26 protein-coding genes, 1 tRNA gene and 1 other RNA gene are annotated in these 24,552 nt (G+C 64.3%); 6 read left to right on the forward strand and 22 right to left on the reverse strand.

What is annotated here, in order from left to right:
- Positions 1–35: 35 nt before the first annotated feature.
- From BMG00_RS03270 to BMG00_RS03290, 5 genes are all read right to left on the reverse strand, one after another.
- Entirely contained in the window at positions 36–1,637 is a 1,602-nt protein-coding gene (locus BMG00_RS03270; RefSeq protein WP_078573373.1) for an APC family permease, read from the reverse strand.
- A gap of 121 nt (positions 1,638–1,758) precedes the next feature.
- Positions 1,759–3,174: an aldehyde dehydrogenase family protein gene (locus BMG00_RS03275; RefSeq protein ID WP_078573374.1), complete on the reverse strand. Its 1,416-nt coding sequence runs from the start codon at positions 3,172–3,174 to the stop codon at positions 1,759–1,761.
- A 61-nt stretch (positions 3,175–3,235) separates the two neighbouring features.
- Positions 3,236–4,021, reverse strand: coding sequence for a metal ABC transporter permease (locus BMG00_RS03280; protein ID WP_078528685.1), 786 nt, complete (start codon positions 4,019–4,021; stop codon positions 3,236–3,238).
- Positions 4,014–4,769 carry a metal ABC transporter ATP-binding protein gene (locus BMG00_RS03285; RefSeq protein ID WP_078528686.1) on the reverse strand — a complete coding sequence of 252 codons (756 nt, stop codon included), beginning with the start codon at positions 4,767–4,769 and terminating at the stop codon, positions 4,014–4,016. Before BMG00_RS03285 ends, BMG00_RS03280 begins: the two co-directional genes overlap by 8 nt.
- Entirely contained in the window at positions 4,766–5,263 is a 498-nt protein-coding gene (locus tag BMG00_RS03290) for a Fur family transcriptional regulator (protein WP_093469891.1), read from the reverse strand. Before BMG00_RS03290 ends, BMG00_RS03285 begins: the two co-directional genes overlap by 4 nt.
- A 90-nt stretch (positions 5,264–5,353) precedes the next feature.
- Here BMG00_RS03290 and BMG00_RS03295 point away from each other — a divergent pair, with 90 nt between their 5' ends.
- Genes BMG00_RS03295 through BMG00_RS03305 form a run of 3 tightly spaced genes read left to right on the forward strand, consistent with a single transcriptional unit; the run spans position 5,354 to position 7,662 of the window.
- The gene (locus BMG00_RS03295; RefSeq protein ID WP_078573375.1) at positions 5,354–6,319 is read left to right on the forward strand and encodes a zinc ABC transporter substrate-binding protein; all 966 of its coding nucleotides are present in this window, start codon (positions 5,354–5,356) and stop codon (positions 6,317–6,319) included.
- Positions 6,320–6,350: 31 nt separating this feature from the next.
- Entirely contained in the window at positions 6,351–7,118 is a 768-nt protein-coding gene (locus tag BMG00_RS03300) for a 2-dehydro-3-deoxygalactonokinase (protein WP_078573376.1), read from the forward strand.
- A gap of 22 nt (positions 7,119–7,140) precedes the next feature.
- Positions 7,141–7,662, forward strand: coding sequence for a GbsR/MarR family transcriptional regulator (locus BMG00_RS03305; protein ID WP_078573377.1), 522 nt, complete (start codon positions 7,141–7,143; stop codon positions 7,660–7,662).
- Positions 7,663–7,942: 280 nt separating this feature from the next.
- Here BMG00_RS03305 and BMG00_RS03310 read toward each other — a convergent pair whose 3' ends face one another.
- Complete coding sequence (locus BMG00_RS03310) at positions 7,943–9,007, reverse strand: YeiH family protein (protein WP_078573378.1); 1,065 nt, start codon at positions 9,005–9,007, stop codon at positions 7,943–7,945.
- A 119-nt stretch (positions 9,008–9,126) separates the two neighbouring features.
- Between BMG00_RS03310 and BMG00_RS03315 the strand changes: the two genes are divergently transcribed.
- A complete protein-coding gene (locus tag BMG00_RS03315; RefSeq protein WP_078528701.1) occupies positions 9,127–10,020 on the forward strand; it encodes a LysR family transcriptional regulator in 894 nt (297 codons plus the stop codon).
- On the opposite strand, the gene BMG00_RS03320 is transcribed toward BMG00_RS03315, so the two are convergent.
- The 9 genes from BMG00_RS03320 to BMG00_RS03360 form a co-directional block, all read right to left on the reverse strand.
- A complete protein-coding gene (locus tag BMG00_RS03320; RefSeq protein ID WP_078528704.1) occupies positions 10,008–10,367 on the reverse strand; it encodes a response regulator in 360 nt (119 codons plus the stop codon). The two genes, BMG00_RS03315 and BMG00_RS03320, sit on opposite strands and share 13 nt — an antisense overlap.
- A gap of 4 nt (positions 10,368–10,371) precedes the next feature.
- Positions 10,372–10,677 carry a hypothetical protein gene (locus tag BMG00_RS03325; protein ID WP_078528707.1) on the reverse strand — a complete coding sequence of 102 codons (306 nt, stop codon included), beginning with the start codon at positions 10,675–10,677 and terminating at the stop codon, positions 10,372–10,374.
- A gap of 435 nt (positions 10,678–11,112) precedes the next feature.
- Positions 11,113–12,432, reverse strand: coding sequence for an acetamidase/formamidase family protein (locus BMG00_RS03330; protein ID WP_078528710.1), 1,320 nt, complete (start codon positions 12,430–12,432; stop codon positions 11,113–11,115).
- Between the two features lie 60 nt (positions 12,433–12,492).
- Positions 12,493–12,894: a RidA family protein gene (locus tag BMG00_RS03335; protein ID WP_078573379.1), complete on the reverse strand. Its 402-nt coding sequence runs from the start codon at positions 12,892–12,894 to the stop codon at positions 12,493–12,495.
- Between the two features lie 6 nt (positions 12,895–12,900).
- On the reverse strand, positions 12,901–15,231 hold the full coding sequence (locus BMG00_RS03340; RefSeq protein ID WP_078573380.1) for an acetamidase/formamidase family protein: 2,331 nt from the start codon (positions 15,229–15,231) through the stop codon (positions 12,901–12,903).
- Positions 15,232–15,324: 93 nt separating this feature from the next.
- Positions 15,325–16,560: an acetamidase/formamidase family protein gene (locus tag BMG00_RS03345; RefSeq protein WP_078528719.1), complete on the reverse strand. Its 1,236-nt coding sequence runs from the start codon at positions 16,558–16,560 to the stop codon at positions 15,325–15,327.
- Between the two features lie 42 nt (positions 16,561–16,602).
- On the reverse strand, positions 16,603–18,198 hold the full coding sequence (locus tag BMG00_RS17860; protein WP_078574236.1) for an amino acid ABC transporter permease/ATP-binding protein: 1,596 nt from the start codon (positions 18,196–18,198) through the stop codon (positions 16,603–16,605).
- A 92-nt stretch (positions 18,199–18,290) separates the two neighbouring features.
- The gene (locus BMG00_RS03355) at positions 18,291–19,208 is read right to left on the reverse strand and encodes an ABC transporter substrate-binding protein (protein ID WP_078528725.1); all 918 of its coding nucleotides are present in this window, start codon (positions 19,206–19,208) and stop codon (positions 18,291–18,293) included.
- 390 nt (positions 19,209–19,598) lie between these two features.
- Positions 19,599–19,675: transfer RNA gene (locus tag BMG00_RS03360), tRNA-His, on the reverse strand.
- 130 nt (positions 19,676–19,805) lie between these two features.
- Here BMG00_RS03360 and BMG00_RS03365 point away from each other — a divergent pair.
- Positions 19,806–20,015 (forward strand): DUF6324 family protein, encoded by a 210-nt coding sequence (locus BMG00_RS03365; protein WP_078528728.1) that lies wholly within the window; start codon positions 19,806–19,808, stop codon positions 20,013–20,015.
- Between the two features lie 4 nt (positions 20,016–20,019).
- Here BMG00_RS03365 and BMG00_RS03370 read toward each other — a convergent pair whose 3' ends face one another.
- Both BMG00_RS03370 and BMG00_RS03375 read right to left on the reverse strand, forming a co-directional pair.
- The gene (locus tag BMG00_RS03370; protein ID WP_078573381.1) at positions 20,020–20,478 is read right to left on the reverse strand and encodes an MmcB family DNA repair protein; all 459 of its coding nucleotides are present in this window, start codon (positions 20,476–20,478) and stop codon (positions 20,020–20,022) included.
- 53 nt (positions 20,479–20,531) lie between these two features.
- Entirely contained in the window at positions 20,532–20,882 is a 351-nt protein-coding gene (locus BMG00_RS03375) for a hypothetical protein (protein WP_078573382.1), read from the reverse strand.
- A gap of 142 nt (positions 20,883–21,024) precedes the next feature.
- Here BMG00_RS03375 and ssrS point away from each other — a divergent pair.
- Positions 21,025–21,180, forward strand: a non-coding RNA gene (ssrS, locus tag BMG00_RS17930) — 6S RNA.
- Positions 21,181–21,246: 66 nt separating this feature from the next.
- Here the strand turns inward: ssrS and BMG00_RS03380 are convergent.
- The 5 genes from BMG00_RS03380 to BMG00_RS03400 all read right to left on the reverse strand — a co-directional run bounded on the left by BMG00_RS03380 (position 21,247) and on the right by BMG00_RS03400 (position 24,551).
- A complete protein-coding gene (locus BMG00_RS03380; RefSeq protein ID WP_078573383.1) occupies positions 21,247–21,591 on the reverse strand; it encodes a hypothetical protein in 345 nt (114 codons plus the stop codon).
- A 130-nt stretch (positions 21,592–21,721) separates the two neighbouring features.
- Positions 21,722–22,216, reverse strand: a complete 495-nt coding sequence (nusB, locus tag BMG00_RS03385; RefSeq protein ID WP_078528740.1) for a transcription antitermination factor NusB — start codon at positions 22,214–22,216, stop codon at positions 21,722–21,724.
- Positions 22,213–22,758, reverse strand: coding sequence for a 6,7-dimethyl-8-ribityllumazine synthase (locus BMG00_RS03390; protein ID WP_078528743.1), 546 nt, complete (start codon positions 22,756–22,758; stop codon positions 22,213–22,215). Before BMG00_RS03390 ends, nusB begins: the two co-directional genes overlap by 4 nt.
- 3 nt (positions 22,759–22,761) lie before the next feature.
- A complete protein-coding gene (ribB, locus tag BMG00_RS03395; RefSeq protein ID WP_078528746.1) occupies positions 22,762–23,919 on the reverse strand; it encodes a 3,4-dihydroxy-2-butanone-4-phosphate synthase in 1,158 nt (385 codons plus the stop codon).
- Positions 23,916–24,551: a riboflavin synthase gene (locus BMG00_RS03400; RefSeq protein WP_078528749.1), complete on the reverse strand. Its 636-nt coding sequence runs from the start codon at positions 24,549–24,551 to the stop codon at positions 23,916–23,918. The genes ribB and BMG00_RS03400 overlap by 4 nt, the downstream gene beginning before the upstream one ends.
- Position 24,552: the final 1 nt, after the last annotated feature.

Consider the following 24,552-nt stretch of genomic DNA (forward strand, 5'->3'; position numbering starts at 1 on the left):
CCGCAAGCCCCGCGCGTTTCGTTTTTCCTTTCGCCTCAGTTGCCGTGCTGGATGCGCTCCATCAGGGCACCGGTTTCCTCGGCGGGAAGGGCTGCGTTCAATGCGAACCAGATCACCACGAGCGACCAGATCGCGACCGCGGCCATACCGTCCCAGAAGCCCAGCATGCCCAGCGCATGTTTGCTCGTGCCGAGCGCGGTGATCACCCAGAGCCCACCGAACCACAGCGCCAGCCAGCCGATATTGTTCCAGCCGAACGCGGAGGCGGGTTTCTTCTGCACGAGGTGGAAGACCAGAGCGTAGATCGCGAACCCTCCCAGCAGCATCCCGAACAGGATCGAGTCGGTGTAGAAACCCGTCCAGTAGATCACGAGGTTCGAGGCGATGAAGGCCAGAGGCGCGAGGATCTCTGCGCCAGCGAGCTTGAAGGCACGGGGCGCATCGGGTTGTGAGCGGCGCAGAACCATCAGCACGATCGGGCCAAGCCCATAGGTCAGGACCGTGACCGAGCTGATATAGCCCACCAGCAATTGCCAGGCCGGAAACGGAAGCAGGAAGAACACGCCCACCGCCCACATCACGGCGACCGCCAGCCACGGAACGCCGGATTTCGTCGTGTGGGTCAGCGATTGCGGACCGCTGTCGGTGTCACCCACCGCATAGAGGATCCGCGAGCCGCCAGTGACGTAGATCAGGCCGGTGCCGCCGGGCGAGATATAGGCGTCGACGTAGAGCAGAAGCGCCAGCCACCCCATACCGAGCGTCGCCGCGAGACCCGCGAAGGGACCGGCAGATCCCGCGAAGCTCAGCGCCGTCCAGCCGTTCTTCAGGTTCTCGGGCGACAGCGCCATGATGAAAGCCACCTGCAGCAGGATATAGACGAAGGCCGCCAGAACGACCGAGCCGATCACCGCCATCGGGATGTTGCGACCCGGATTGGCGCTCTCGCCACCAAGGTCGATCGCCGTGCGGAATCCGAGGAAGGAGAAAACGATCCCCGCCGCCGGGATGGCGGTGAACATGCCTTGCGAGCTGTAAGTGCCCGGAGCGGCATGCCAGACTCCCCAATGGGTCGAGGCCGCGATCAGACCGACCACGGTCACCAGTGGCACCGCGATCTTCCACCACGTCACCGTGTTGTTGACCTTCAGAAGCGCCTTGATCGCCAGCAGGTTCAACACTGCAAGCACACTCAATAGCACCGCCGAGGCGATGAACCCCATCAGCGTCAGAGTGCCCGAGCCATCGCCCTTGATGAAATAGGGCAGGTAATTGTTGGCATAGGTCACGATCCCCTCGGCCTCGACAGCCGGAACGGGCGCGTAGCTGAGAAACAGCATCCAGCCCCAGAGTCGGCCCAGCGTTTCGCCGTGGCTCGCGTGGCTCATGTGGACGAGCGCGCCGGATTTGGAGAACATCGTGGACAGCTCGGCAAAACACAAAGCGATCAGCATGATGATCACAGCGCCGATCACCCAGGACCAGACCGAGAGCGGGCCCGCGATCTTCGAGGCGTGATAGGCACCGAACAACCAGCCCGAGCCGATCATCGAAGTCGTCGAGGCAAAGAGCAACCCGACCACCCCGGCATCGCGCCGGAGCTTGCCGGGGGGTGCGGCGGTATCGATTGCAGCCATTTTGAAATCCCCTGTTGTGAAATCGTTGATGGGGATCAGTTAGGGCAGGAACAAATGAAGCGGAGCGATCACACGGGCTTGTGGCACCATGCGATTGGGCGTGACGACGCCGTGAGCGGGCTCAGCGCAGGAATTTCTGCGCGAGTTTCGCGATCCGCGCGCCACGGTAGGGCGGCATCAGCATGCCAAGCGGCGCGAAGCGGTTCTCGAGAACGGCTCTCTCATGGCTGAAGGCGAGAAAACCGTAATGTCCGTGCGCGGCGCCCAGCCCCGAATTGCCGATCCCCCCAAAGGGCAGGTTCGGGTGCAGGTAATGGGCCAGCGCGATATTGATTCCCACCGCACCCGAGGTGCTGGCGCGGCGCAGCCGCTCGATCAGGGAGCGGTCGCGCTCGAAGATGTAAAGCGCCAGCGGTTTCGGCCCGGCCTCGATGCGGGCAAGCACCTCGTCGGGGTCGGTGAAGGGGATCACCGGCAGGACAGGGCCGAAGATCTCTTCCTGTTCAAGCTTCATCGACGGGTCGGTGCCCATCATCACGGTGGGCGCGATATAGCGGCTCTCAGGCTTCGATGCCCCGCCCGTCAGCGGCCGCGCGCCCTCCGCCTCGGCCTCGGCAATCATCTCCGTCAGCCGTGCGAAATGATCGGGATTGATGATCCGGGCCAGATCGCGCGAGGCATGCTGCGCCTCTTCGGTCTTGCCATACATCTTCGCGATGGCGGCCTTCAACTCGGCCAGGAACGGCGCCTCGATCTGTTTCGCGACAAAGACGTGATCGGGCGCGATGCAGGTTTGACCCGCATTGGCGAACTTGCCCCAGGCGATCATCTTCGCGGCCTTTTTCAGATCCGCGCCGGGGCCGACGATGACGGGCGACTTGCCACCCAGCTCCAGCGTGACCGAGGCGAGATGCTTCGCCGCCGCCGCCATCACGATCTTGCCCACGCGCGGCGAGCCGGTGAAGAAGATATGATCGAAGGGCTGCTCGAGTAGCTGCGTGCTGACCTCGACCCCGCCCTGCACGACGCGCACGAGATCTTCGGGCAGTGCCTCCCCGACGATATCCGCGATCACGGCGGCGCTCGCGGGCGCCAGCTCGGAGGGCTTGAGCACCACCGCGCATCCCGCAGCGAGTGCCGAAACGAGCGGGCCGAGCGACAGCCCCACAGGGTAGTTCCACGGCGCGATGATGAGTGCCGTGCCCTTCGACTCGGGAATGATGCGGGCCTTCGTGCCAAGCATCGCACGTGTCGGGAAGACCCGACGCACCCGCATCCAGCGCTTGAGATGGCGCAGGGTGTGGCTGATTTCCGATTGCACGGGCAGGATCTCGGTCAGGCGGATCTCGGCCTCGGGCTTGGCGAAATCGGCGCTCAGAGCCTCGATGATCTCGGCCTCTCGGGCCGTGATCGTCTCGGACAGCGCGCGCAGGGCGGCGCGGCGCTCGGCAAAGCCGAAACTCACCCGGCGCCGCTGATTGCCCGCCGCGAGATGAGCGAATGCCTGTTCGGCGTTGGCCTGCGTGCTTTGATCCATGTCGGTCCTCCGGCCGGCATTCCAGCCGCTCGCACGCCGAAAGGCAATGGGGCGTCGCACCTTAGCCGCGACGACGCAGCGGCAGGCTCAGCACGAAGAGGAAGGTGGCGGCCGCCACGATCGAAGGTCCGGCGGGCGTGTCGAATTGCAACGAACCCCAGAGCCCGAGCAGCACCGAGACGACCCCCACCCCCGTCGCGCCCGCGGCCATCGCCTCGGGGCTGCGCACGGGTTGGCGCGCGGCGGCGGCCGGGATGATCAACAGCGCCGCGATCAACAGCGCCCCCACGATCTTGATTGCCACCGCCACAGTCAGCGCCAGCGCGATCGTCAGCACCATCTGCTCGCGCCGGGGATCAAGGCCCGAGGCCATCGCCAGTTCGTCATTGATCGTGGCGGTCAAGAGCGCCTGCCAGCGCCAGGCCAGCATCGCCAGCACCACCGCCGAACCAGCCCAGACTACCGCGAGATCGGCTTTCGACACGGCAAGGATATCGCCAAAGAGCCAGGCCGTCAGGTCCACGCGCAAACCGCTCTGGAAGGAGGCGGCGACAAGGCCGAAGGCCAGCGCCGAATGGGCCAGAACCCCCAGCACGGTATCCATCGCATGCCCGCGCCCCGAAAGCCGTGCCACGGTGACCGCCATCGCCAGCGCAACGCCCAGCGTGCCGAGATAGACCGAAGCGCCGAAGGCGAAGCTCAGCGCCACGCCCAGGATCGCGGCATGGGCCGTGGCATCGCCGAAATAGGCCATGCGCCGCCAGACCACGAAGGAGCCGAGCGGCCCGGTCGCAAAGGTCAGCCCGATTCCGGCCAGCGCCGCGCGTGTGAGAAAATCGTCAAACATGGGCGTGCTCGTGGGTGCAGGTGGCGTGATCGGTATGTTCGTCGCCATGGTCATGATCGTGTTGATAAAGCGCGAAGGCCCCTTGCGTGCCCATCCCGAACAGCGCGCGATATTCCGGCGCTTCCGCGACGACTTTCGGCGTGCCCTGACAGCAGACATGGCCGTTGAGGCAAATCACCCGGTCCGAGGCCGACATCACCACATGCAGATCGTGGCTGACCATCAGAACGGCCGCCCCGGTCTCGGCGCGCACCTCTTCGATCAGTTTGTAGAACCCGGCCGTTCCGGGCTGATCGAGCCCCTGCGTCGGCTCGTCGAGGATCAGGATATCGGGCTCGGTCAGCAGCGCACGCGCCAGCAACACGCGCTGGAACTGCCCGCCCGAAAGCCGCGCGATCTGGCGTGCGCCCAGATGCGGCACGCCGGTCCGCTCGAGCGCGGCCTCGGCGCCCGCGTCCGAGACGCGTTTGGGCAGCGACAGAAAGCGGCGCACCGTCATCGGCAGGCTCGCATCGATATGAAGCTTCTGAGGTACATAACCGATCTTCAGCCCCGGCTTGCGCGTCACCTCCCCGCGCGCGGCAGGCTCCAGCCCGATCAGCGCACGTACCAGCGTCGACTTGCCCGATCCGTTCGGCCCGACGACGGTCACGATCTCGCCCGGCGAAATGGTGAAGTCGATGCCGTGGAGAACCTCGGTATCGCCATGGCGCACGCTCAGCCCTTGCGCCGTGATCAGCTCGCTCATTGCGCGGCCTCTTGATAGCATTTCGGACATAGGCCCAACGCCTCGACGGTCGCACGTTCGACATGGAAGCCCAACCGGTCCGCCGCCCCCAGAAGAGCCTGGCGCACCTCGTCGGCCCCGGCCTCGGCCACCTCGCCGCATTCGCGACAGATCAGGAAGACCGGCGCATGTTCCTCGCCCGGGCGCATGCAGGCGGCGAAAGCGTTGAGCCTGCGCACGCGATGGGCCAAGCCGTTATCCACAAGGAATTCCAGCGCGCGATAGGCCACGGGCGGCTGGTTGCCGAACCCGTCCGCCGCGAGCCGGTCAAGCACCTCATAGGCCCCCATCGCACGATGCTCCTCGAGCAGGATCTCGAGCGCGCGCTTGCGCACCGGGGTCAGACGCACGCCTTTCTCGGCCGCAACCGCCTCGGCCTTGTGAAGGGTCGTATCGGCACAATGGGCGTGATCGTGCTGGGTGAAGGCATTGGCAGGAGGGGTCGGGCTGGCCACGGATATGTTACCTTATCACATTTCTGCTTGACGTGTGATTTTATAACATACATCTTCCGCAGCCGAGATCAAGTTTTCAGGAGACCCCAAATGACTTCGCGCCTTCCGCTGTTTCTCGCCGCCCTGACTGCCGTTCCGGGGCTGGCGCAGGCCGCCGTGCCCGATGTGTTGACCGATATCCCCCCGGTACAGTCGCTCGTCGCCCAGGTGATGGGCGATCTGGGCCAGCCCGGTATCCTGTTGTCGCAGGGCTCGGACCCGCATGACTTCCAGCTCCGCCCCAGTCAGGCGCGCGATCTGCAAAACGCCAATCTGGTGTTCTGGATCGGGCCCGAACTCGAACCTTGGCTCGAGCGCGCGATCGAGGGGATCGAGGTGAAAGGCGAGACGGTGGAGTTGCTCGAGAGCCCCGGCACCTATCGTCGCCAGTTCGGGGAAAACGACCCGCACGATCATGCTCATGACGAACATGACGCGCACGAGGAGGCCGCAGACGCCCATGAGGGCGAAGCCGACGCGGGTCACATGCATGACGGCACCGACCCGCATGCCTGGCTCGACCCGGCCAATGCCGAAGCCTGGCTCGACACGATCGCCACGCAACTCGGTTCCGCCGATCCCGAGAACGCGGCGACCTATCGCGCCAATGCCGATGCCGCGAAAGCGCGCATCGAGGCGATGGACGCCGAGATCCGCGCCGAGCTGACCCCTGTTGCCGAGAAGCCTTTCCTCGTCTTCCATGACGCCTATGGCTATTTCGCGGATCACTACGGCCTGACGGTCGCGGGCGCGCTGTCGCTGGGCGATGCGGCCACCCCGGGTGCCGCCCATCTCACCGAGCTGCGCAAGACCGCGACCGAGTCCGGCGCGCTGTGCATCTTCCCCGAGGCGCAGCACGATCCGAAGATGGTCTCGCAGCTGGTGCAGGATACGCCGGTGAAGCTGGGCGAAGCGCTCGACCCCTCGGGCAGCTCCCTTGAGTACGGCCCCGAGCTTTACGAAACGCTGATGCGTTCGATGGCACAGAAACTGACCAGCTGCCTCTCGGGGAGTTGATCCTCGCGCCTGCCCGTGCGATCTGATCCGCATGGCGGATTGGATCGCATTGACGGAAGAAAACGGGCGCTGGCGGGCGCTCGACGTGGCAACGGGCGGACAGGTCAAGGACCGCCGCTCGGGGCCCTCGCCCCGCCCGCTGCTGACCGAAGGGGTCGCGGCGACTCTGGCCGCCCCATCGGTGGGGCTGCCCCCCCGTCCCCTGCCCTGCACGCCGCTGCCTGAGGCCGCCTGGCCGCGCGCCGAGATCGGCGGCGCTTCCCTGCCCGCCCTGCCGGGGTTGATCCAGACCAATGACCAGACCGAAGTGCAGCCCGCCGAGGCTGCGCGGATCGCGGGCGTGCTCGCAGGAGTGCCGCAATTCGACGGGGTGATCTGGATCTGCGGGGCAAGCGCGCTCTGGGCACATGTCTCGGCCGGGGAGGTGGTAAGCGTGATGCGGGCGGCCTCGGCTGCGCTGCTCGCCGCGATGGGTGCGCCGCTCGAGGCAGGCGCTGACTTCGGCGCGGCCCTTGCCGACACGCTTTCGCGTCCGGAGCGGCTGGCACGCGAACTCGCACCCCTGAGTCTCGGAAAAACCTCGGAACGCGCCTGCGGCGCGGTGCTCGGCGCGGAACTGGCGGCCGCCCGACCGTGGTGGCTGGGCCAGAGCGTGCTGGCGCTCTCCTCGCCCACCGCACCCGGCTGGTCGGAAATTTGCGCCCGTGCCTTGCAAGCGCAGGGCGCGCAGGTCACTTTGGGCGACGGCGAGGCCGCGTTGATCGCGGGGCTGGCCAAGGCGCGCGCCCCGGGCGCGTGAGAGAACGGCGAAGGATGCAAGAATGATCGACACCGACCTGCCCGAAGCCTTCGCCGAGCTTGCCCCCCGCTTCGGGTTTTCCCGCCCCGCTGGCCGCTGTCTCGGTGCGATCTGGCGTGCGGCGCAGGTCCCCTCGGCCGACGATCTGGTCGACCAACTCACGCTCTCGCGTTCCAATGTCTCGACCGCACTGAAGGAACTGCGCGAGGCGGGCCTCATTCAGGCCGCGCGCACCCCCGGATCGCGCAAGGATTACTTCGTCGCCCCCACCGATCCGTGGGAACTCGCGCGGCTGATGATCGCAGAGCGTGAACGCCGCGTGATGGGCCCGGCGCGCGATCAGCTCTCCGCGCTCGAAGCCCGCAGCGCCGATCCGCGCGCAGCGGCTCTGTGCGAAGTGCTCGATGCGATCTCGGGCTTCATGCAGGCGCTCACGCGGCTCGATCCGAGCGAATTGGCAAGCCATGTCGATCCGGCGCGTGGCGGCGGCAAGCCTGAGAAACCTCGCCCCAAGAAAAAGAAGAAAAAGACCAATCCGGCGTGACCCCGGACACGACGCTGCGGGTGCGTGATCTTTGAGGCGCGCCGGCGAGGCTGGTCAGAAAGACCCGCCGGAAGTGGTTCGCATCGGGGTGAGGTCGACATTCGGGAGAGCGTTTTTCTCGGCCGGTCCCGCGTGCAGGTGAGCGTCGGCATCTCGATCCAGAGGATCTGGTTCGGCCCCTCATCATGCAACAGCGCGAAGAAGACAATGGGTGAGCATTGCGAAGCGGGGAGCGCACACTCGCAGCCCCCCGCTGTTTCCTTTCGCCGGCAAGGCGCGATCAGCCCGCGAGCAGCGCCACGAGCCCCAGCCCCAGCCCGACCAGAAGCACCAGCGAAAGCGTCACGGTCGCAATCACCCGCGGCCCGGCGGCGGCCACGGCACGCGCATCGACGCCCAGCCCCAGCGCGGCCATCGCGATCACCGTCAGGATCGAAGCGCCCTGCCCCATCGGTGCCAGCGCCAGATGCGGGATCACCCCGGCCGAACGCGCCGCGATCATCGCGAGAAAGCCCAGGATGAAGAGTGGCGGCATCAGCCCCTTGCGTACCTTTCCCGAGACATTCGGATTGCGCCCCTCTTCGGGCAGGCGCGAGGCCACGAGTGACAGCACCACCGTGATCGGTCCGAGCATCAAGACCCGCACCAGCTTCACCAGAGTGCCGATCTGGATCGCGCCATGCCCCATCGGCGCAGCGGCGGCCAGAACCTGCGGCACGGCATAGACGGTCAGACCCGACAGGATACCGTAATGCACCGAGCCCATCGTAAGCGCGTGTCCCAGAAGCGGCAGAAGCAGCACGACCGCCACGCCCAGCACCGCGGTGAAGGCGATGGAGGCGCTTACATCGTCGCTATCGGCTTCGATCACGGGGGCGACCGCGGCGATCGCGGAATTGCCGCAGATCCCGTTGCCGCAGGCGATCAGCAATGCCATGCGCGCGGGCAGACCGAGCGCACGGCCCAGCAGATACGCACCCGGCACCACGAGCGCGACCACCGCGACGATGCCGATCAGAAGCGCCGGTCCGACAGACAGCAGCGTCTGCGCGCTCACCGAGGCCCCAAGCAACACGATAGCGATCTCGAGCACCGTCTTGGCCGAGAAGGAAATACCCGAGAGAAAAAACCATTGCGGCTTCCAGAACGTCCGCACCATCGCCCCGATCAGGATCGCCAGCACCAGCGGCTCGAGCCATTGCGCCCCAAAAGCCACCTGCTCGGCGCGCGCGGCGACCTCGGCAAGGGCGGCGACACCGATGCTCAGCACCAGACCCGGCGCGATTTCGCGAAGTCGCTGATGGGGACGGCGCAGGGCTTGGGGAACGGAGATCTGAAGCGCCATGGCAGGATCCTTTCGCAATCGCAGCAATTTCTTGTCTCGAGTAATTGAGCCCGGACATTCATTCTTCAAACGAAATGTTTTTATGATTATGATCGCTATATTCGATCAATGAGGCCAAGATGACTCCAGAACAGCTTCGCGTCTTTGTCACCGTGGCCGAGATGGAGCATGTGACCCATGCCGCCCATAAACTGAACATGACCCAGTCGACCGCCTCGGCCGCGATCGCGGCGCTCGAGGGGCGTCACGGGGTGAAGCTCTTCGACCGGATCGGACGCGGGATCGTCCTGACCGAAGAAGGGCGCGCTTTTCTGCCCGAGGCACGCGCGGTGCTGGCGCGGATCGCCGAGGCCGAGGCGATGCTGGCCGAGACGCGCGGGCTCGAGCGCGGCCATATTCGCATGGTCGCGAGCCAGACCATCGCAGGTTATTGGCTGCCGCCCCATATCGCGGCGTTCCGCAAGGCACGTCCCGGCATCGCGGTGACGCTGGAAATCGGCAACACTCAGGAGGCGGCGGCAAAGATCCGTGAGGGCGCGCTCGACCTGGCACTGGTGGAAGGCGAAATCGACGATCCGAAACTGGAACGGCGCAGGATCGGCGCGGATGAGCTGGTGCTGGTAAGCGCCTCGCCCACGCCTGCCCGACTCGACCCGGCCGACCTGTGCGCCGCCGATTGGGTCCTGCGCGAGGAAGGTTCAGGCACACGCTCCAGCGCAGAGGCCGCGCTCGCCCCGCACGGGCTGACGGTCGCGCAGATGCGCGCGCCGCTGGTCTTGCCATCGAACGAGGCGGTGCTGAGCGCTGTCGAGGCGGGCGCGGGGATGACGATCCTCTCGGCGCATGTGGTTGCACGCTCGCTGCGGATCGGGACGCTGCATCGCTGGCCCCTCGCCTTGCCGCCGCGCCCCTTCTACGTGCTGCGCCACCGAGAACACCATGTCAGCCATGCCGCGCGCGCTTTTCTTGATCGGCTCGCACAAGCGCATTCGGCGCGGGGTCAGCCGGACTGAGCAAGCAAATGCGAGACCTTCGCTTCGATCTCGGACGGCATCGCGGGCTTGGGACAGATCGCGGCTCCGGGATAGCGCGCAGTCAGATGGTGTGCGTCGGCATGGCCCGAATGAAACAGGATCGGCACTTTCGCATCGTGGAGCTTGTCCGCGAGTTCATAGACCTCGCCATCGGCCAGCATCACATCGAGGATCGCGATGTCGGGCAGTCGCTCGGCCACGAGTTCGAGCCCGGCCTGAACCGTCGCGCAAGGCCCACGCACCGTCGCGCCCATGTCCTCGAGCATGAATTGCAGATCAAGCGCGACGACGGCCTCATCCTCGGCCAGCAAAACCTCACCACTCATCGTCTCATTCCTGCTTGGCTTCTGCGCCATGCGCAAAGCTGTTCCTGTCGTTGCGGCCCTGGGTCAAGACAAACACCTCGCGCCCCTCGCCGATAAAGGCCGCAGGCTCGCCAGAAGGCATGAGCGAGGCGCGCACCACATCTCGCGGAACATCCCTCGCGGCATGGCCCGGGATTTCTTGAAAGCCCTTGTTCACATGAGCAAACTTCGCATCTTTGCGTTCTCGCGAAACGCTCGATAGCGGAAGTCTCGAAGGATAGAAATAGCAGATCAGGCCCTCCGGCACGTCGTGATCTTGAAGGCCTGCCATTCCTCTCCCCGCGCGAATGTTCGATGCAAGATCGATCCGCGCAGAAAAATGTCCAGAGCGCTACAGCATTTCATCACAGAGAACGCATTTGGCATCGCTTTTTCTGTATGACTGACCGCAGGAAATGCGGTGTGCCGTCTCTTCTGCCTGAACAGGGCGTCCGTGGATTCACAATCAACGGGACTTTGCTGCGGACAGAAAGATATCTCGACTGTGCAAGGCGTTACAAAATGCAGCCTTGCAGAGCGCCCCATCTCTTTCTGCCGCATCAGTCACCCCGGAATCCATATTTCGACGGCCCCGTGGAAAAGACAAAGCGATGCGCGCTATGGCCGAAGCTGGCACGACAGCCATCAGAATAGCGAAGACCGCTCCGAGGCTCCCCGCGCGCGCAGGTCGTCGTGGGCAGGCAAAACCGCCTGCCCACATTCCGGGTCAGAGACCGTATTGCTCGCGCGCGATCGCGCCCAACCCGACGGCGTCGAGCTTTTCCAGCGGCGCGAGGAAAGTGACCTGGATCACCCCGGGCGCACGACCGATCTCGATCGCCCCATTGACCGTCGCGCGGTTGCGCACCTCGGCCACGCTCATCTGCAACAGCGCAGCCGCCCGTTCGAGCCCGTTATCGATCGCCGCGTTCATCGTCGCGGCCGTTCCGATGACCGAAATCGGGGCGGTGGCCTCGATGTTCGTGACGCCAAAGGTCTTGGCCAGTTTGCGCGCCTTCTCGACCTCGGCGGCACTGAAGGGCTTGGCAAGCGGCGGCAGGTCCTCGACCAGCGGGAACAGGACCGGTCCGTCGATCGGCCAGTCCTTCAGGACGGCGACCTGCAGCGTGACAGAACCGGCGACATCCATCGTGTGGCCCGCGATCTCGCCGTCGCCCTGCCCCGCATGCATGTCGCCCATATAGAGACCGCCGCCCGCCACCTTCACCGGGCAGACCAGAACAGCCCCGGCCCGGACAGCGTCGATATCCATGTGGCCATCGGTCTTGTTCTCGATAACCTGCTCATGCGTGAGCCCATAGGCATGCGGAGCGTTCTCGAGGAAGGCGCCGAAGTCGCCCGCGTTATGGCTGTCCGGCATCGCGATCGAAGGGCAGGTTCCGAGCTGCCCCATGAAGGGGCGCATCCGGATCATCACCCCGGGCATGTCCGAGGGCGCATAGGTCAGGATCGAGTGTTGGCGCGACTTGTCTGGCAGCGATGCGTAGCTGGGCGCATCATGCGCGATGGCCTCGGCGGCCTCCTTGGGCAGCGTCAGACCAACCGCGCCGGTCGGATCGAAGGTCACTGTGTAACCATGCACGATTTCGAACGGAGTAACGGGGTTTCCACATTTGTCGCAGACCACCGCCTTCTGCCCGATCCCCTCGACATGGGTTTCCGGCCAGACCTCGTCACAGGTCGGGCAGCGCGCCGCAACGTAGGGATCCCCGAGGCAGAACCCCTCGGGCGAGCTGTCATGCCCCGAAGCGGTTGCCAGAGAGGTCACGGTGACATCGCGGATATGCACGATCAGCGCGTCGCCGGGCTGCGCACCGGAGACTGCGACCGGTCGGGTCACCTCGTGACCGCCGCGCAGCCGGGGCGTGATCATCGGCCCCCAGCATCCCGGCGCGGTATTGGCGATGATGGTGCCGCCATCGGCGAGCGGTCCCAGCATCGGCTCCGCCGGATCAAGGACTGAATTGGTGTACTCGTCGACAACGATGCTGCGAAGCGGCGTCGCGGGCTGATTTCCGTCTGGCATTTTGTCCTCCTTCAGGCTCCAGGCGCCGTCGAGGCGCCGACAATTCCGTTACAGATCCGCTCAGCGCGCTCCGCCGCTCCCGGGCCTGCGCGCGACGAGATCGATCTCGATCAAAGCATCATAGGCGAGTCCCGTCACCCCGACACAGGTCCGTGCCGGCCTGCGGTCGGCGGGGAAGTAGCTCGCATAAAGGTCGTTCATGGCAGCATAGTCGCGCTTGAACTCGGTCAGGTAGACGCGTGCCATCATCACGTCTCCCCAGCCAAGCCCGAGACCGGACAGGACTAGTTCGAGATTGGCCATCACATTGCGTGTCTGCGCCTCGATCCCCTCGGGCAGAACGCCCGGCGCCTCCGGGCTGTCGGGCATCTGGCCGGTTATATGGACGATCCCGTCATGCTCGACTGCGTGGCTGAACGGGGCGACGGGTTTGGGCCCGTTCGAAATCATGTGGAACTGCATTCTTCGCTACTCCTTGCAACCGGGTACGAGCGATTTCGGAATGATGGCATGAACGCCGAGATTGCCATCCACGACCTGCGTTACACCGAAATCGACCGCCGCCGAGATATGTGCGATCGCCTGATCCTCGGTTAGACCGAAACGCGCCATCAGGAAACGGCGCGCCTTGCGGAAGGCATCCCGCATCGCGAGGTCGAGCGAGGATTTCGCATAAACCTCACTCTGCCCCTTGGAACCGAATTCGGCGAGATAATCCGGATGGGAAAAACCGGTCAGGACCCAGGCATCCGCCGTCTCGATCAGCGGATAGGTGATGTCCGCGATCGGCGTGCCGCGCTTGTGCAGCCGGATTGTGACCCTCCCCGTCATCGAACATTCGATCGCGGTGCCTGACAGTTCTCCGTCACCCTGCGCCGCATGGGGATCGCCAATCGACAGCAACGCGCCGCGCACCGAGACAGGAAGGTAGACCGAGGTTCCCTTGCCCAGACGCCAGTTGTCGATATTGCCGCCGAAATAGGCCGGGGGCACGGAGTCGATCAGATTGGCCTCGCGCGGGGCAACCGCGATCACCCCGAAATGCGGTCTCAGCGGGACACGCAGAGGCGGATCCGGCGGGGGCTCGAACTCGACCGAGCCGGACTTCACCGGGATGCCGGGATAGTCGTAAGTCGCATGCGTCACGCCGAACGGGTCGGTTTGCGGCTTCCAGCGATAGGAATAAAGCATTTCAGCGTGACCCGACCCGTCATCGTCCTGATGAACTTCGTAGATCGTGACGGTCTCGCGCGGGTTCGGGGCCGTCAGCAGGTCCGAATAATGGTATCCCCACCAGGCCGAGACGGTGCTTCCGAATACCCGCCCCTCATATCCCGGCGCGCGGCTGGGGCGTGGGGTCATGTCATCGATATGGACCTCGACCACGTCGCCGGGCTCCGCGCCTTCGACATGGATCGGGCCGGTACAGATATGAACGCCAAAGCCTTCCCCGGCCCCTCGCCCGAAGACCGAGGCGTCCTGCGGCCCTGCCCCACGCCGATCGACGCCCTTGCGCTCACCATCCCAGAAGAACACCTCTTCAGCGGCCGGGTCGCCCTTGATCATCAACTCGCGCGCGTCGGTTGCGTGCTGGGTCAGGGTCTCGACGATCACATGATCCCCGGGCCGAACCGACAGAACAGGGGCGAGCGAGCGGCTGAAATATCCCCAATGAACCGTGTCCGGGCCAACGTTCAGATGATGGGTCTGACCAGGCTGCGCGGTGCTGTTGGACGGCTTGGCAGGCAGCAACCGGCGGGCAGGACGCGCCAGCGTCGCCCGCGGCTGGAACCGCCCGAGCGCCGAGATCGGCCAGCCGCGATTTTCCACCCCGCCCGCGCTTTCGCGCCGGGCTTCGGTAATGCTCGCGCGAAAGGCGCCCGGAGGCTGGCCGAAGCGCTGCTTGAACAAGCGGTTGAAATTGGCCGCATCGCCGAAACCGCAATCATAGGCGACATTGGCGACCGAGAAATCGGGCTCGCCAGGGCTGGAAAGCAGCGCGCGTGCGCGCTGCAGACGACGCTCACGCAGATACTGAGAGAAAGTCTCGCCGTTCCGCTTGAACAGACGCTGCATGTAACGCTCTGAGATCCCCTCCATCTGGGCGACCGTCTTCGCGTTCAGATCATTGTCGCCCAGATGGGATTCGATCGTCTGCGCGACACGTCCCAGCAGCCCTGAAAAGGCCAGACGCTGTGCGACATCAGATCCCGCCTTTCTGGGAAGGCAGAAGAACAGATCAGTCAGTTGCTGCGCGACGGCCGCCCAATCGGCGCCATGTAGCCGTTCCATTTCGGCTGCGGTCGCCTCGATCGCCGCGGCGAAGATGCTCACGATACTCTCATTGGGAAATACCCGCGGTGCCGCCAGACCGGTATTGGTGGAGCGCCGCCCGAGCAACAGCGCCTCGGGCAGCGTCAGGCAGACGGTGCGGCTGTTGCGTCCGAACCGGATGTGCCAGCCGGGATCGGTGGGCACCAGTCCCAGCTCTCGGCCACGCACGACGATACCTTCGTCACCACGCACGATCTCGATCGCCTCGTCGAGAGGCAGCACGATCAGCGGCGCGACACCTCGCCGGGCGATCGGCGACAATTCACGCCCCGTTGCAGAGAGCCGCGCCAGCATCAGATCCGGCATCTTTCCATGCGCCAGCCCGGAGCGGTAATTTCCAAGGCTCGCCGGAAGGATCTCGGGGCTCCAGACCTCGAGCAGCCCGATCGCATCGAGAAATTCCCGCCAGGCCAAGTCGCGCTGATCATTGGAATAGGACTCGCTCTGGAAACGGCTCACCGGCATGTTTTCAACACTTCCCTTCCGCGCATTGGGGTGCGGACTACCGGTGCCGGATGCTAGTGAACCGCCCATGACGTGACCAGTTTCGCCCCTTGCTCAGGAAAAGAGATCCTTGCGGATCGTTCCGTGAACGCCCCAATTTGCATCAACGACCTGCGTGACGCCGAAATCTGCGGCAACTGACATAAGCGAGACCGCTTCGTCCTCGCTGAAATGGCGGGTCGTCATCAGGAAGCGGCGCAGCTTGCGGAACGCATCGCGCATCGCGAGATCGAGACTCGAATGCTGCGCAACCGTCGACTGCCCCTCCAGCCCGAGCGTCTGGAGATAGTTCGGGAAGGTGAAGCCATAGACGGCCCACTGGTTGTCGTTTTCCATCAGCGGGTGGTCGAGACCTTCGAGGATCGTGCCTTCCAGATCGTCCTTCTTGTGAAGGATGAATTCGAAATCACCCGTCAGGGAGGTCTCGATCGCGGTCCCGCTCAGCTCGCTGTCGCCCTGCGCGGCATGGGGATCGCCGACCGAGAAGAAAGCGCCTTCCACGGCGACCGGGTAATACATCCGGACCCCCTTGCCGATGCGCCAGTCGTCAATGTTCCCGCCGGTATAGTTCGGCGGGATGGTGCTGACGAATTCCGCCTCGGACGGCGCAAGCCCCATCGTGCCGAAATGCAACCGGGCGGGGATCCGCACGCCGGGCATGATGTTCTCGCGATGCTGCACGAGGTTGTGGTCCACGCGCACGCCCGGATAGTCGATCGTGGGATGGGTGATCCCGTCCGGATCGGTCTGGGGCGTCCAGACATAGTTGTAGACCGGCTTCGCGATGGGCTCGCCGCTGGTGTCGAGTTCGTAGATCGTGATCACCTCGCGCGGTTTGGGCTCCTCGATCAGGTCGTGATAGTGAAAGCCCCAGTTCGCCGACGCGTTCGACCCGAAACAGCGCCCGGCATAACAGGCCGAGCAGCTTGGCCGCGGCCGGATGTCGAGCACGCGCACTTCCAGGATGTCACCGGGCTCCGCCCCCTCGATGGCGACCGGACCGGTCATCAGGTGAACCCCCAGACCCTCGCCCGCGCCGAAGGTGAACGGCGGCTCGATCGAGCCCGCGCCGCGACGCGAGATCGTCTTTTCTTCCTTGGTCCAGCGGAACACGGCCTCGGCGCCGGGATCATCCTTGACCATGCGCTCATAGTCGTCATTGGCGTGATGGGTGAGCGTCTCGATCGTGGCGCGGTCCCCTGATTTGAGGGTCAGAGCCGGAGTGACGCTCTTGCTGAAATACCCCCAGTGAACGGTTTTCGGGGACACCGGTAACGTGAAGTGGCGCATGGGATGATCTTCTCCTGGTCAAGCAATCGGTGGGTGGCCGCGTCAGGCCGATAACGGCGTATCGTCGGACAGAATCTGCAAGAAGCGGGCGGTTCTGGGGTTTTCCGGGTGGGTCAACATGCGATCGGCGCGGCCATCCTCGATGATGCTACCCTGATCGAGGAAGATCGCGCGGTCCGCGACATCACGCGCAAATCCGATCTGGTGGGTCGAGATGAGCATGGTCAGCCCATCCTCTTCGGCAAGGCGCCGGATCACCTGCAGCACGCCCGCCACCAGCTCCGGGTCGAGCGCCGAGGTCGGCTCGTCAAGCAGCAGCATCTTCGGGTTCGGCGCCAGCGCCCGGGCGATCGCGACACGCTGTTGCTGCCCCCCGGAGAGATGGCGCGGCAGAGCATCGGCGCGATGCGTAAGCCCGACCCTTTCAAGCAGTTCCATCGCGCGCCGATCGGCCTCGGCGGCAGACATGCCCTGCACCCAGCGCAAGGGTCCGGCGATATTCTCACGCGCGCTCAGATGGCCGAAGAGGTTGAAGTTCTGAAACACCATGCCGATCCCGACCTCGGCGCGCGCATCGGCGATTTCGCGCGGGCTCAGCGCAAATCCGTTGCCATCCACCCCGATATGGCGCCCGAGCACCTTGATCGTTCCGCTGTCCCAGCCTTCGAGCCGGTTGATGCAGCGCAACAGCGTCGATTTTCCCGATCCGCTCGGCCCGAGCAGCGCCACGACCTGACCCTGGCGCACTTCGAGATCGACCCCGTCGAGCACCTTGCGCGTGTCGTAGGACTTCACCAGCCCCTCGATCTTCAACACGGTCTTGGCTTTTGCCAGGGTCCGCGCCCGCGCCGCGCGATCAAGCGGCGGCAGTCGCGCCGGCATGCATTCCTCTAGCCCCTCTTCGGCAGCGGCAGCCGATGCGGTTTGCGCGACCGGCATCTCGCGGCGGATCCAGGGCATCAGCGAAAGCAGCCTGTCCTGCGGTTTGGGCCGATCGAGATCGAGCGCAATCTCGATGATGATCTGGAGCACCGCGATCAACCCGGCCAACACGAGATACATCAGCCCCGAAGCGAAGAAGATCGAAAAGAAATCGAAGGTCGAAGAGGCGAGCTGGGTGCTGCGCAATGTGAGTTCCTGCATCGAGATCACCGATGCGAGGGACGAATTCTTCAGCGCGCTCACCGCCTCGTTGCCAAGCGCGGGAACCATCATCCGGAATGCCTGTGGCGAGACGATGCGGCGCATGATCGTTCCCGGCCGCATCCCGAGCGCCTGTCCCGCGCTGGTCTGTCCGCGATCGACGCCAAGGATGTTGGCGCGAATGATCTCGGCGATGAAGGGGGCTTCATTGAAGCTCAACGCCAGAACGGCGGCCTCGAGCGCACTCAGCTTGATCCCGATCAGCGGCAGCGCGTTATAGGCGAACACCATCTGCAGGATCAGCGGAGTGCCACGGAAGATAATCGCGTAGATCCGTGCGAAGACCGCAAGCACCCGATATCGGCTGAGCTGCATCCACGCCAGAACCATCCCCATCAGAGCGCCGCCAAACAGTCCCCCGACCGTGATCATCACGGTGTAGAGGATCCCGGTCAGCAGATAGGGTTGCGTGAGATACTTTAAGAACAGTTCCATGATTGCCGTCTGACGCTTCTGATAGGGAGGGAAGGCGGTGCCGGACACCCAGGGGGACCGGCACCGTCATTCGTATGTCGCGAGGTGTCGCCTCAGTCGGCCAGAACCAGTTTCGGCTCTTCCATCTGATCGGCGGGCAGGTTCCACTTCGTCATCAGCGTTTCCTGCAGACCCGATTTCTGGATCTCGGTCAGCGCGGCCATGATCGCGGCGCGGAAGTCGTGATTGTCGCGCGGCACGGCGATACCCACCGAATAGGGCAGTGTCACAGCGGTCGCTTTCGACAGCTTGTCCGGGTAAGCCTTGACCGCACCATCGACGGTGTTCACGTCATTGATGTAGGTGTCGGCACGCCCCGACAGGATCGCCTGAATGCAGTTGGCGTTGTTGTCGTAAAGCTGGATTTCGGGCGCGGGCTTGCCTTCGGCCTTGCACTGTTCGGCCAGCGCCTGGATCAGCGGCACCTCGACATAGCCGGTGTTTTCCGCAGCCGTCGTTCCACACAGCGAGGTATTGATCCCGGTGATGTTCTTCGGGTTGTCCTTCGCCACGAGCACGCCGTCATAGACCTTCAGATAGGTAATGAAATCGGCCGCTTTCGCGCGATCTTTCGTGGCGTAGATATCCGAGATCACGATATCGGCCTGCCCGGCTTCCAGCGTGGTCAGCAGTGCGGCGAAAGTCACTGGCTTGTAGGTCATCGAGAAGCCGAGGCAATCGCCGATCGCTTCCCCCAGATCGATATCGAAACCGACATATTTCGACGGATCGTTCGGATCGAGCGCCTCGTAGCCCGGGGTGTGCGGGTTGATCGCGTTGACCAGCGTCTTCCCTTTCAGTTCGGGGTACTTCTCTTGCAGGGCGGCACAGGCTGCCGGCGTTTCGGCATGTGCAGCGCTACCGAAGGCGATGAGAAGTGAGCCGGTCGTCATCACGGCACCACACAACATGCCTGCGCAGGTCAGGCTTCGAAACAGGAGAGATCCCGCAAGTTTCTGAGACAGTTTCATTATACGCTCCCTTGGCCAGGTTTATGTTTGACTTGGACCAATCGGATCGTAGGAGCGCGAAACAGGCGTGGCGTTGTATCCAGCCGCACTATCGATTGTAATTTTACTGCCCCTCAGACGGTTATCGGCCAGAATTTAGGCAAACGCCTCCAACGGGCGCATTCCCCTCGGGCACGCAAGAAATTCAGGGAGATCCAGTCGAAGTGCACCCTTACGAAGAACCGGGATCTTGTAGCTCTGCACCGGCGACGTCGCGACGACGGTCGCTCCGTTCGGCTTGCGGATGCGACTCAGATCGGTCCGCTTGGCTGAACAGAGATTGCCAGCGTCGGGAAACCCGATCGGATCTTCCGATCCTGAACAGGCCACATTCAATCATTTCTGGGGGGATGGTACCGCCTCCCCGGCTTGAACGGGGGACCTCTGGATCCACAATCCAGCGCTCTAACCAACTGAGCTAAGGCGGCACTGGCGCGGGAAATAGACCGAGGCGCGCGGGATTGCAAGGGCTCGATGACGAGAAATTCGCACCAAGTCTTGCCTGCGGGCGCTGCGGGCGTTAGGTGCATTTTCCAGCCAACCTCTCAGGAGTTTCCGATGAGCATCGACAAGGAAAGCGATATCGCCGCCAATCTCCAGATCGGCCCGACCTCGTTGGGGATGGTGCGCATCTATATCGAAGGGGACGGCGTGGAACTGCCGCTCGATTTCGATCCCGAAGAAGCCGAAGAGATCGCAGAAGAGCTTCAGGCCGCCGCCGAAGCCGCGCGCGAGATGATGAAGGGCTCGAAGGGCAAGAAGCGCTGATCCGCTAGAGCCCGATCTGCCGCGCCCCCGGGTCGCACAGCCGGTGCAGCCTGCGCGCTGCGGCACGGGCGAAATCGAGCGTGAGCGCCTTGCGCCGTGCGGGGGCAAGTTTCGACAGCGGCGCTTCGCGGATCATCTCGGCCCCGTAGCCATCGGCGATGAAAAGCCCCGTGCCCTCGGGCAGAAGGTCGGTCGGGAAATCCTGGTCGACCGCCCAGAAATAGCGGTCACACCAATCAAGATAGCCATCCCATTTCCGGTCCGAGGTGAAATCGGCGCGGCTCGACTTGCACTCGACGATCCAGATCTCACCCTTGCGGTCGATCGCCATCAGATCGGCGCGCAGGCGCGGACGCAGCGGCATCTCGGCGATGCAATCGAGCCCGAGCGCGCTGAGTGCGCGCGCGGTGCCTCGGGCAAGCACCTGACCGGGCTGGAGATCGGAAAGTGGAACCTGGACCATGTGCCAAACATGAACGAAGTGTGAACAAAAGTCCAGATAGCGCGGCACCCCACTCAGAAGACCAGAACCGAGATCACCAGAACGGTCAGCGCCGCGCGCAGGATGGCGACGCCCAGATCGGCCCCGCGCAACAGGGTCGCGGCCTCGGCCAGGCCCTCGGGCGCGACATGGCGCAACAGCCCCGCGCCCATTACCCGGAAACTTTCCCCTGCAAAGAGCGCAAGCGCCAGCAGCACATAGACCAGGTAGTCCTCCAGCCGCGCATGGCCCGCCACCAGCACCGGCAGCAAGAGCGCGCCCGCAAGCACCTCGTAGCGCAGCACCTCGACGCGCCAGAGCCGCTCGAGCACCGCGCCCAGACCGGGCCGCGCGCCGCGCGGTTCGGCAGGTTTGAAATCGCTCATGAAAATCTCCCTGTTCGCGGCAAATTCCGGCTTCCACGGTAAAGGGATGCCCCCGTGCGCCAAGCGCCAAGGTGTCGCAGTGGCGAGCCTTTGCCGTCCCCCCCTTGTCGGCGCGCGATCGCGCGCCTATCTGTGGGCTCGACGGTTACTGCTCTTTCCGTGAAAGACCCTTTTCCAGTGGCCTATACCATTCCTGAGGGAGCTGGCTCTGCCGGGGTCCTGGCCTCGGTATCTGGCGCCCACCTGATTTATTCAGGTCTCCGGGAATTCTCGTCTACACGTCTGCTGCGGTTTCCGTCACCTTACCGTCAATAAAAAGCCCCGCCGGATCCGGCGGGGCTTTTGCGTGAAAGGCGATGAAAGATCAGCGTTTGAGCTGGATCTGCTTGCGGCTGGTCGGCTGATCGACCGGAACCGGGATCGCCAGACGCTCGGCCGCCAGATCGGTCGGGATGCCGTCGCGCTTGCCGCCGCCGGAGCCGTCCTCATCCTCGGCCATGCGCATGATCGCGATCGCGAATTGCACGCCGGAGAAAACGATGGTGTTGAACACGATCAACAGCGCCATCGCGATATAACCGATATCCGAGGTCAGGATCAGATGGCGCAGATTGCCGACATTGGCCCAGAGAAGCAGCCCGACAAAGGCGAGCGCAATGAAGAAGCCGATGATGACGTTCTTGATGTAGAGCCGGATCAGTTCAGGCATGAATAGTCCTCCTGCTTGATCACAATCTAGCGCAGATTCGCCTGTTTCAAACAGGGTTTCTTGCCGCAACTGCGCAATCGGCGGGATTCGACCCGTGGCACAATGTCGCGAAGCGGCCGCCCTGCTGCGATCAGAACGCTTCGGGGCGCAGCGCGCGGGCCATGTGATCGAGCACCGCGTTGACGAATTTCGGCTCTTTGCCTTCGGGGAAGAAGGCGCGCGCGACATCGACGAACTCGGTGATGACCACCTTGGGCGGGGTCGCGGGTGTGACCAGCTCGGCGCCTGCCGCGCGGAAGAGCGCGCGCAGCACCGGGTCGATCCGGTCGATCGGCCATTTCGCCACCAACGCCTTGTCGGTCGCCTGGTCGATCTTGGCCTGCCAGGTTACCGCATCGTCGATCAGACGGCGGAACAGGTTGGGATCGCCCTCGGCCATCTCCGTGCCGTCCTCATCGACCGCGCCGAAGCGGTGCGCCTCGAACTCCCGGCGCACCTTGTCGGCCCCCTGCCCGGCCGCTTCCATCTGAAACAGCGCCTGCACGGCATAGAGCCGCGAGGCAGATTTCATCTGCCGCTTTTCCTCGGTGGTCAGCTTGCGCGGTTTGGGGGCGTCTTCGGTCATGCGTTCTTCGATCCGTCAGTTTCGCCGGCGATACGGAAGGATTCGGAAGGTTTGAATCCGATACCCTTCGTCCGGCGCGCCCATTTGCGCGACAATGAGATGAGATGCAAGGCCGCAGCCGCAGCCCCGCCGCCTTTGTTCTGCCCTTTCGGGTCCGCACGCACTTCGGCTTGCATATGGTTCTCGACCGTCAGGATGCCGTTGCCGATGCAGATCCCGTCGAGCCCCATCAGCGTCAGCGCCCGCGAGCTGTCATTGCAGACCGTATCGTAATGGGTGGTCTCGCCGCGGATCACGCAGCCAAGCGCAACGAACCCGTCATAATCGGCCATGCGCGCCGCCATCGCGATCGCAGTGGGCACTTCGAGCGCGCCCGGCACCTCGACGATATCGACCTTCGCCCCCGCATCCTCGGCGACGGCCTTCGCCCCGCTGACGAGATTGTCGGCGATCATCTTGTAATAGGGCGCAACCACGATCAGCAGGCGCGGCGCACTGTCGAATTTCGGCAGGTCGAGAATGTAATGCGAAGCTCCGGCCATGTCTTACTCCGTAATGGGGCGGGTGCCGACGATGCGCAGCCCGTAAGCGTCAAGGCCCACATATTTCGTCTGGGGCTTGTCGGTCAGAAGGATCAGGTCGTGCAGCCCCATCGAGGACAGGATCTGCGAGCCGAGCCCGATCTGCTTGATCGTGCGCGGGCCCTTCTCGTCCTCGCGCAGAAGCCGGTTCGACGGGTCACGGAACAGGCAGACCAGCCCGCGCCCCTCGGAAGCGACGATCTCCATCGCGTGACGCACCTCATCGGGCGAACCCGGCCCGATCCCCAGCACGTCGTCGAGCACGTTGAGCGAATGGGTGCGCACCAGAACCGGCTCTGGCGTGGTGACGTCGCCCTTCACCAGCACGATGTGATCCACACCCTCGGCCTGATCGGTGAAAACGCGCATTTCCCACTCGCCGCCATGGGTCGAGGTGACCATCTGGCGCATGGTCTCGCGCACGAGATTGTCGTGGCGGCGACGATAGGCGATCAGGTCCGATATCGTCCCGATCTTCAGCCCGTGCTTTTTCCCGAATTCGATCAGCCCCGGCAGACGCAGCATGTGCCCGTCATCGCCCATGATCTCGCAGATCACGCCAGCCGGGGTCAGCCCCGCCAGACGCGCGACATCGACCGCAGCCTCGGTATGGCCGGCGCGCACCAGCACCCCCCCCTCGCGGGCACGCAGCGGGAAGATGTGACCGGGCGAGGCGATATCCTGCGGCCCCGTCGAAGGGTCAATCGCCACCTTGACCGTCTGCGCCCGGTCATGCGCGGAAATGCCGGTGGTGATGTTCTCGCGCGCCTCGATCGAGACGGTGAAGGCGGTCTCGTGGCGCATCGCGTTGGCGCGCACCATCGGCGCAAGGCCGAGCTGGTCGACGCGGTCTGCCGTCAGCGGCAGACAGATCAGCCCACGCCCATAGGTCGCCATGAAATTCACCGCCTCGGGCGTGCATTTCTCGGCCGGGATATAGAGGTCACCCTCGTTCTCCCGATCTTCGTGATCGACGAGGATCACCATGCGGCCCGCGCGAGCCTCTTCGATGATCTCCTCGGTCGAGGCGATCGCGCCGCGAAAGCTTTCCTCCACCGCGCCGGGCACGTCGTGGGTGCCGGATTTATCGACCGGGGTCGGCGTCTTCGTTTCGGTCGTCATGCATTCCACTCCTGCAAGCGCGCGACATAGCGCGCGAGCGTGTCGATCTCGAGATTGATCCGGTCGCCCACTTTCGCCTGCCCCCAGTTGGTGACCTGCTTGGTATGCGGGATGATGTTCACACCGAACGAGGCCCCGTCGACCTCGTTCACGGTCAGCGACGTCCCGTTGAGCGCGACCGACCCCTTCGGCGCGATATATTTCGCCAGCGCCTCGGGCGCGCGGAAGGTAAAGCGCGTGCTGTCGCCCTCATCCACCATCGCCACGATCTCGGCCACGCCGTCGACATGGCCCGAGACGATATGTCCGCCCAGCTCGTCGCCGACTTTCAGCGCGCGTTCGAGGTTGATCTTCTTGCCCACCTGCCAGCCGCCGGAATTGTCGTTGCCCCGCCCGCCGATATTCGTCTTGGCCACGCTCTCGGCCGAGATCTCCACGTCGAACCAGTTCCTGGGCCCGGTCCGGGTCTCGGTGCCGGTGGCGATCACGGTAAGGCAGCAGCCGTCGCAGGCGATCGAAGCGCCCAGATCGATCCCCGCCACATCATAGTCGGTGCCGATGCGTGCGCGCAGATCGCCGCGCTGCTCCAGCTCCAGCACCTCTCCTATATCGGTCACGATCCCGGTGAACATC

Origin of the sequence: Thioclava marina, assembly GCF_002020135.1 — a bacterium.
In the GTDB taxonomy this organism is placed as follows: domain Bacteria; phylum Pseudomonadota; class Alphaproteobacteria; order Rhodobacterales; family Rhodobacteraceae; genus Thioclava; species Thioclava marina.

What these genes read in the sequence shown, in the direction of transcription:
- BMG00_RS03270 (WP_078573373.1), bottom strand. Translation starts at nt 1,637, where the DNA reads ATGGCTGCAATCGATACCGCCGCACCCCCCGGCAAGCTCCGGCGCGAT.
- BMG00_RS03275 (WP_078573374.1), bottom strand. Translation starts at nt 3,174, where the DNA reads ATGGATCAAAGCACGCAGGCCAACGCCGAACAGGCATTCGCTCATCTC.
- BMG00_RS03280 (WP_078528685.1), bottom strand. Translation starts at nt 4,021, where the DNA reads ATGTTTGACGATTTTCTCACACGCGCGGCGCTGGCCGGAATCGGGCTG.
- BMG00_RS03285 (WP_078528686.1), bottom strand. Translation starts at nt 4,769, where the DNA reads ATGAGCGAGCTGATCACGGCGCAAGGGCTGAGCGTGCGCCATGGCGAT.
- BMG00_RS03295 (WP_078573375.1), top strand. Translation starts at nt 5,354, where the DNA reads ATGACTTCGCGCCTTCCGCTGTTTCTCGCCGCCCTGACTGCCGTTCCG.
- BMG00_RS03300 (WP_078573376.1), top strand. Translation starts at nt 6,351, where the DNA reads ATGGCGGATTGGATCGCATTGACGGAAGAAAACGGGCGCTGGCGGGCG.
- BMG00_RS03305 (WP_078573377.1), top strand. Translation starts at nt 7,141, where the DNA reads ATGATCGACACCGACCTGCCCGAAGCCTTCGCCGAGCTTGCCCCCCGC.
- BMG00_RS03310 (WP_078573378.1), bottom strand. Translation starts at nt 9,007, where the DNA reads ATGGCGCTTCAGATCTCCGTTCCCCAAGCCCTGCGCCGTCCCCATCAG.
- BMG00_RS03315 (WP_078528701.1), top strand. Translation starts at nt 9,127, where the DNA reads ATGACTCCAGAACAGCTTCGCGTCTTTGTCACCGTGGCCGAGATGGAG.
- BMG00_RS03320 (WP_078528704.1), bottom strand. Translation starts at nt 10,367, where the DNA reads ATGAGTGGTGAGGTTTTGCTGGCCGAGGATGAGGCCGTCGTCGCGCTT.
- BMG00_RS03325 (WP_078528707.1), bottom strand. Translation starts at nt 10,677, where the DNA reads ATGGCAGGCCTTCAAGATCACGACGTGCCGGAGGGCCTGATCTGCTAT.
- BMG00_RS03330 (WP_078528710.1), bottom strand. Translation starts at nt 12,432, where the DNA reads ATGCCAGACGGAAATCAGCCCGCGACGCCGCTTCGCAGCATCGTTGTC.
- BMG00_RS03335 (WP_078573379.1), bottom strand. Translation starts at nt 12,894, where the DNA reads ATGCAGTTCCACATGATTTCGAACGGGCCCAAACCCGTCGCCCCGTTC.
- BMG00_RS03340 (WP_078573380.1), bottom strand. Translation starts at nt 15,231, where the DNA reads ATGCCGGTGAGCCGTTTCCAGAGCGAGTCCTATTCCAATGATCAGCGC.
- BMG00_RS03345 (WP_078528719.1), bottom strand. Translation starts at nt 16,560, where the DNA reads ATGCGCCACTTCACGTTACCGGTGTCCCCGAAAACCGTTCACTGGGGG.
- BMG00_RS17860 (WP_078574236.1), bottom strand. Translation starts at nt 18,198, where the DNA reads ATGGAACTGTTCTTAAAGTATCTCACGCAACCCTATCTGCTGACCGGG.
- BMG00_RS03355 (WP_078528725.1), bottom strand. Translation starts at nt 19,208, where the DNA reads ATGAAACTGTCTCAGAAACTTGCGGGATCTCTCCTGTTTCGAAGCCTG.
- BMG00_RS03365 (WP_078528728.1), top strand. Translation starts at nt 19,806, where the DNA reads ATGAGCATCGACAAGGAAAGCGATATCGCCGCCAATCTCCAGATCGGC.
- BMG00_RS03370 (WP_078573381.1), bottom strand. Translation starts at nt 20,478, where the DNA reads ATGGTCCAGGTTCCACTTTCCGATCTCCAGCCCGGTCAGGTGCTTGCC.
- BMG00_RS03375 (WP_078573382.1), bottom strand. Translation starts at nt 20,882, where the DNA reads ATGAGCGATTTCAAACCTGCCGAACCGCGCGGCGCGCGGCCCGGTCTG.
- BMG00_RS03380 (WP_078573383.1), bottom strand. Translation starts at nt 21,591, where the DNA reads ATGCCTGAACTGATCCGGCTCTACATCAAGAACGTCATCATCGGCTTC.
- nusB (WP_078528740.1), bottom strand. Translation starts at nt 22,216, where the DNA reads ATGACCGAAGACGCCCCCAAACCGCGCAAGCTGACCACCGAGGAAAAG.
- BMG00_RS03390 (WP_078528743.1), bottom strand. Translation starts at nt 22,758, where the DNA reads ATGGCCGGAGCTTCGCATTACATTCTCGACCTGCCGAAATTCGACAGT.
- ribB (WP_078528746.1), bottom strand. Translation starts at nt 23,919, where the DNA reads ATGACGACCGAAACGAAGACGCCGACCCCGGTCGATAAATCCGGCACC.
- BMG00_RS03400 (WP_078528749.1), bottom strand. Translation starts at nt 24,551, where the DNA reads ATGTTCACCGGGATCGTGACCGATATAGGAGAGGTGCTGGAGCTGGAG.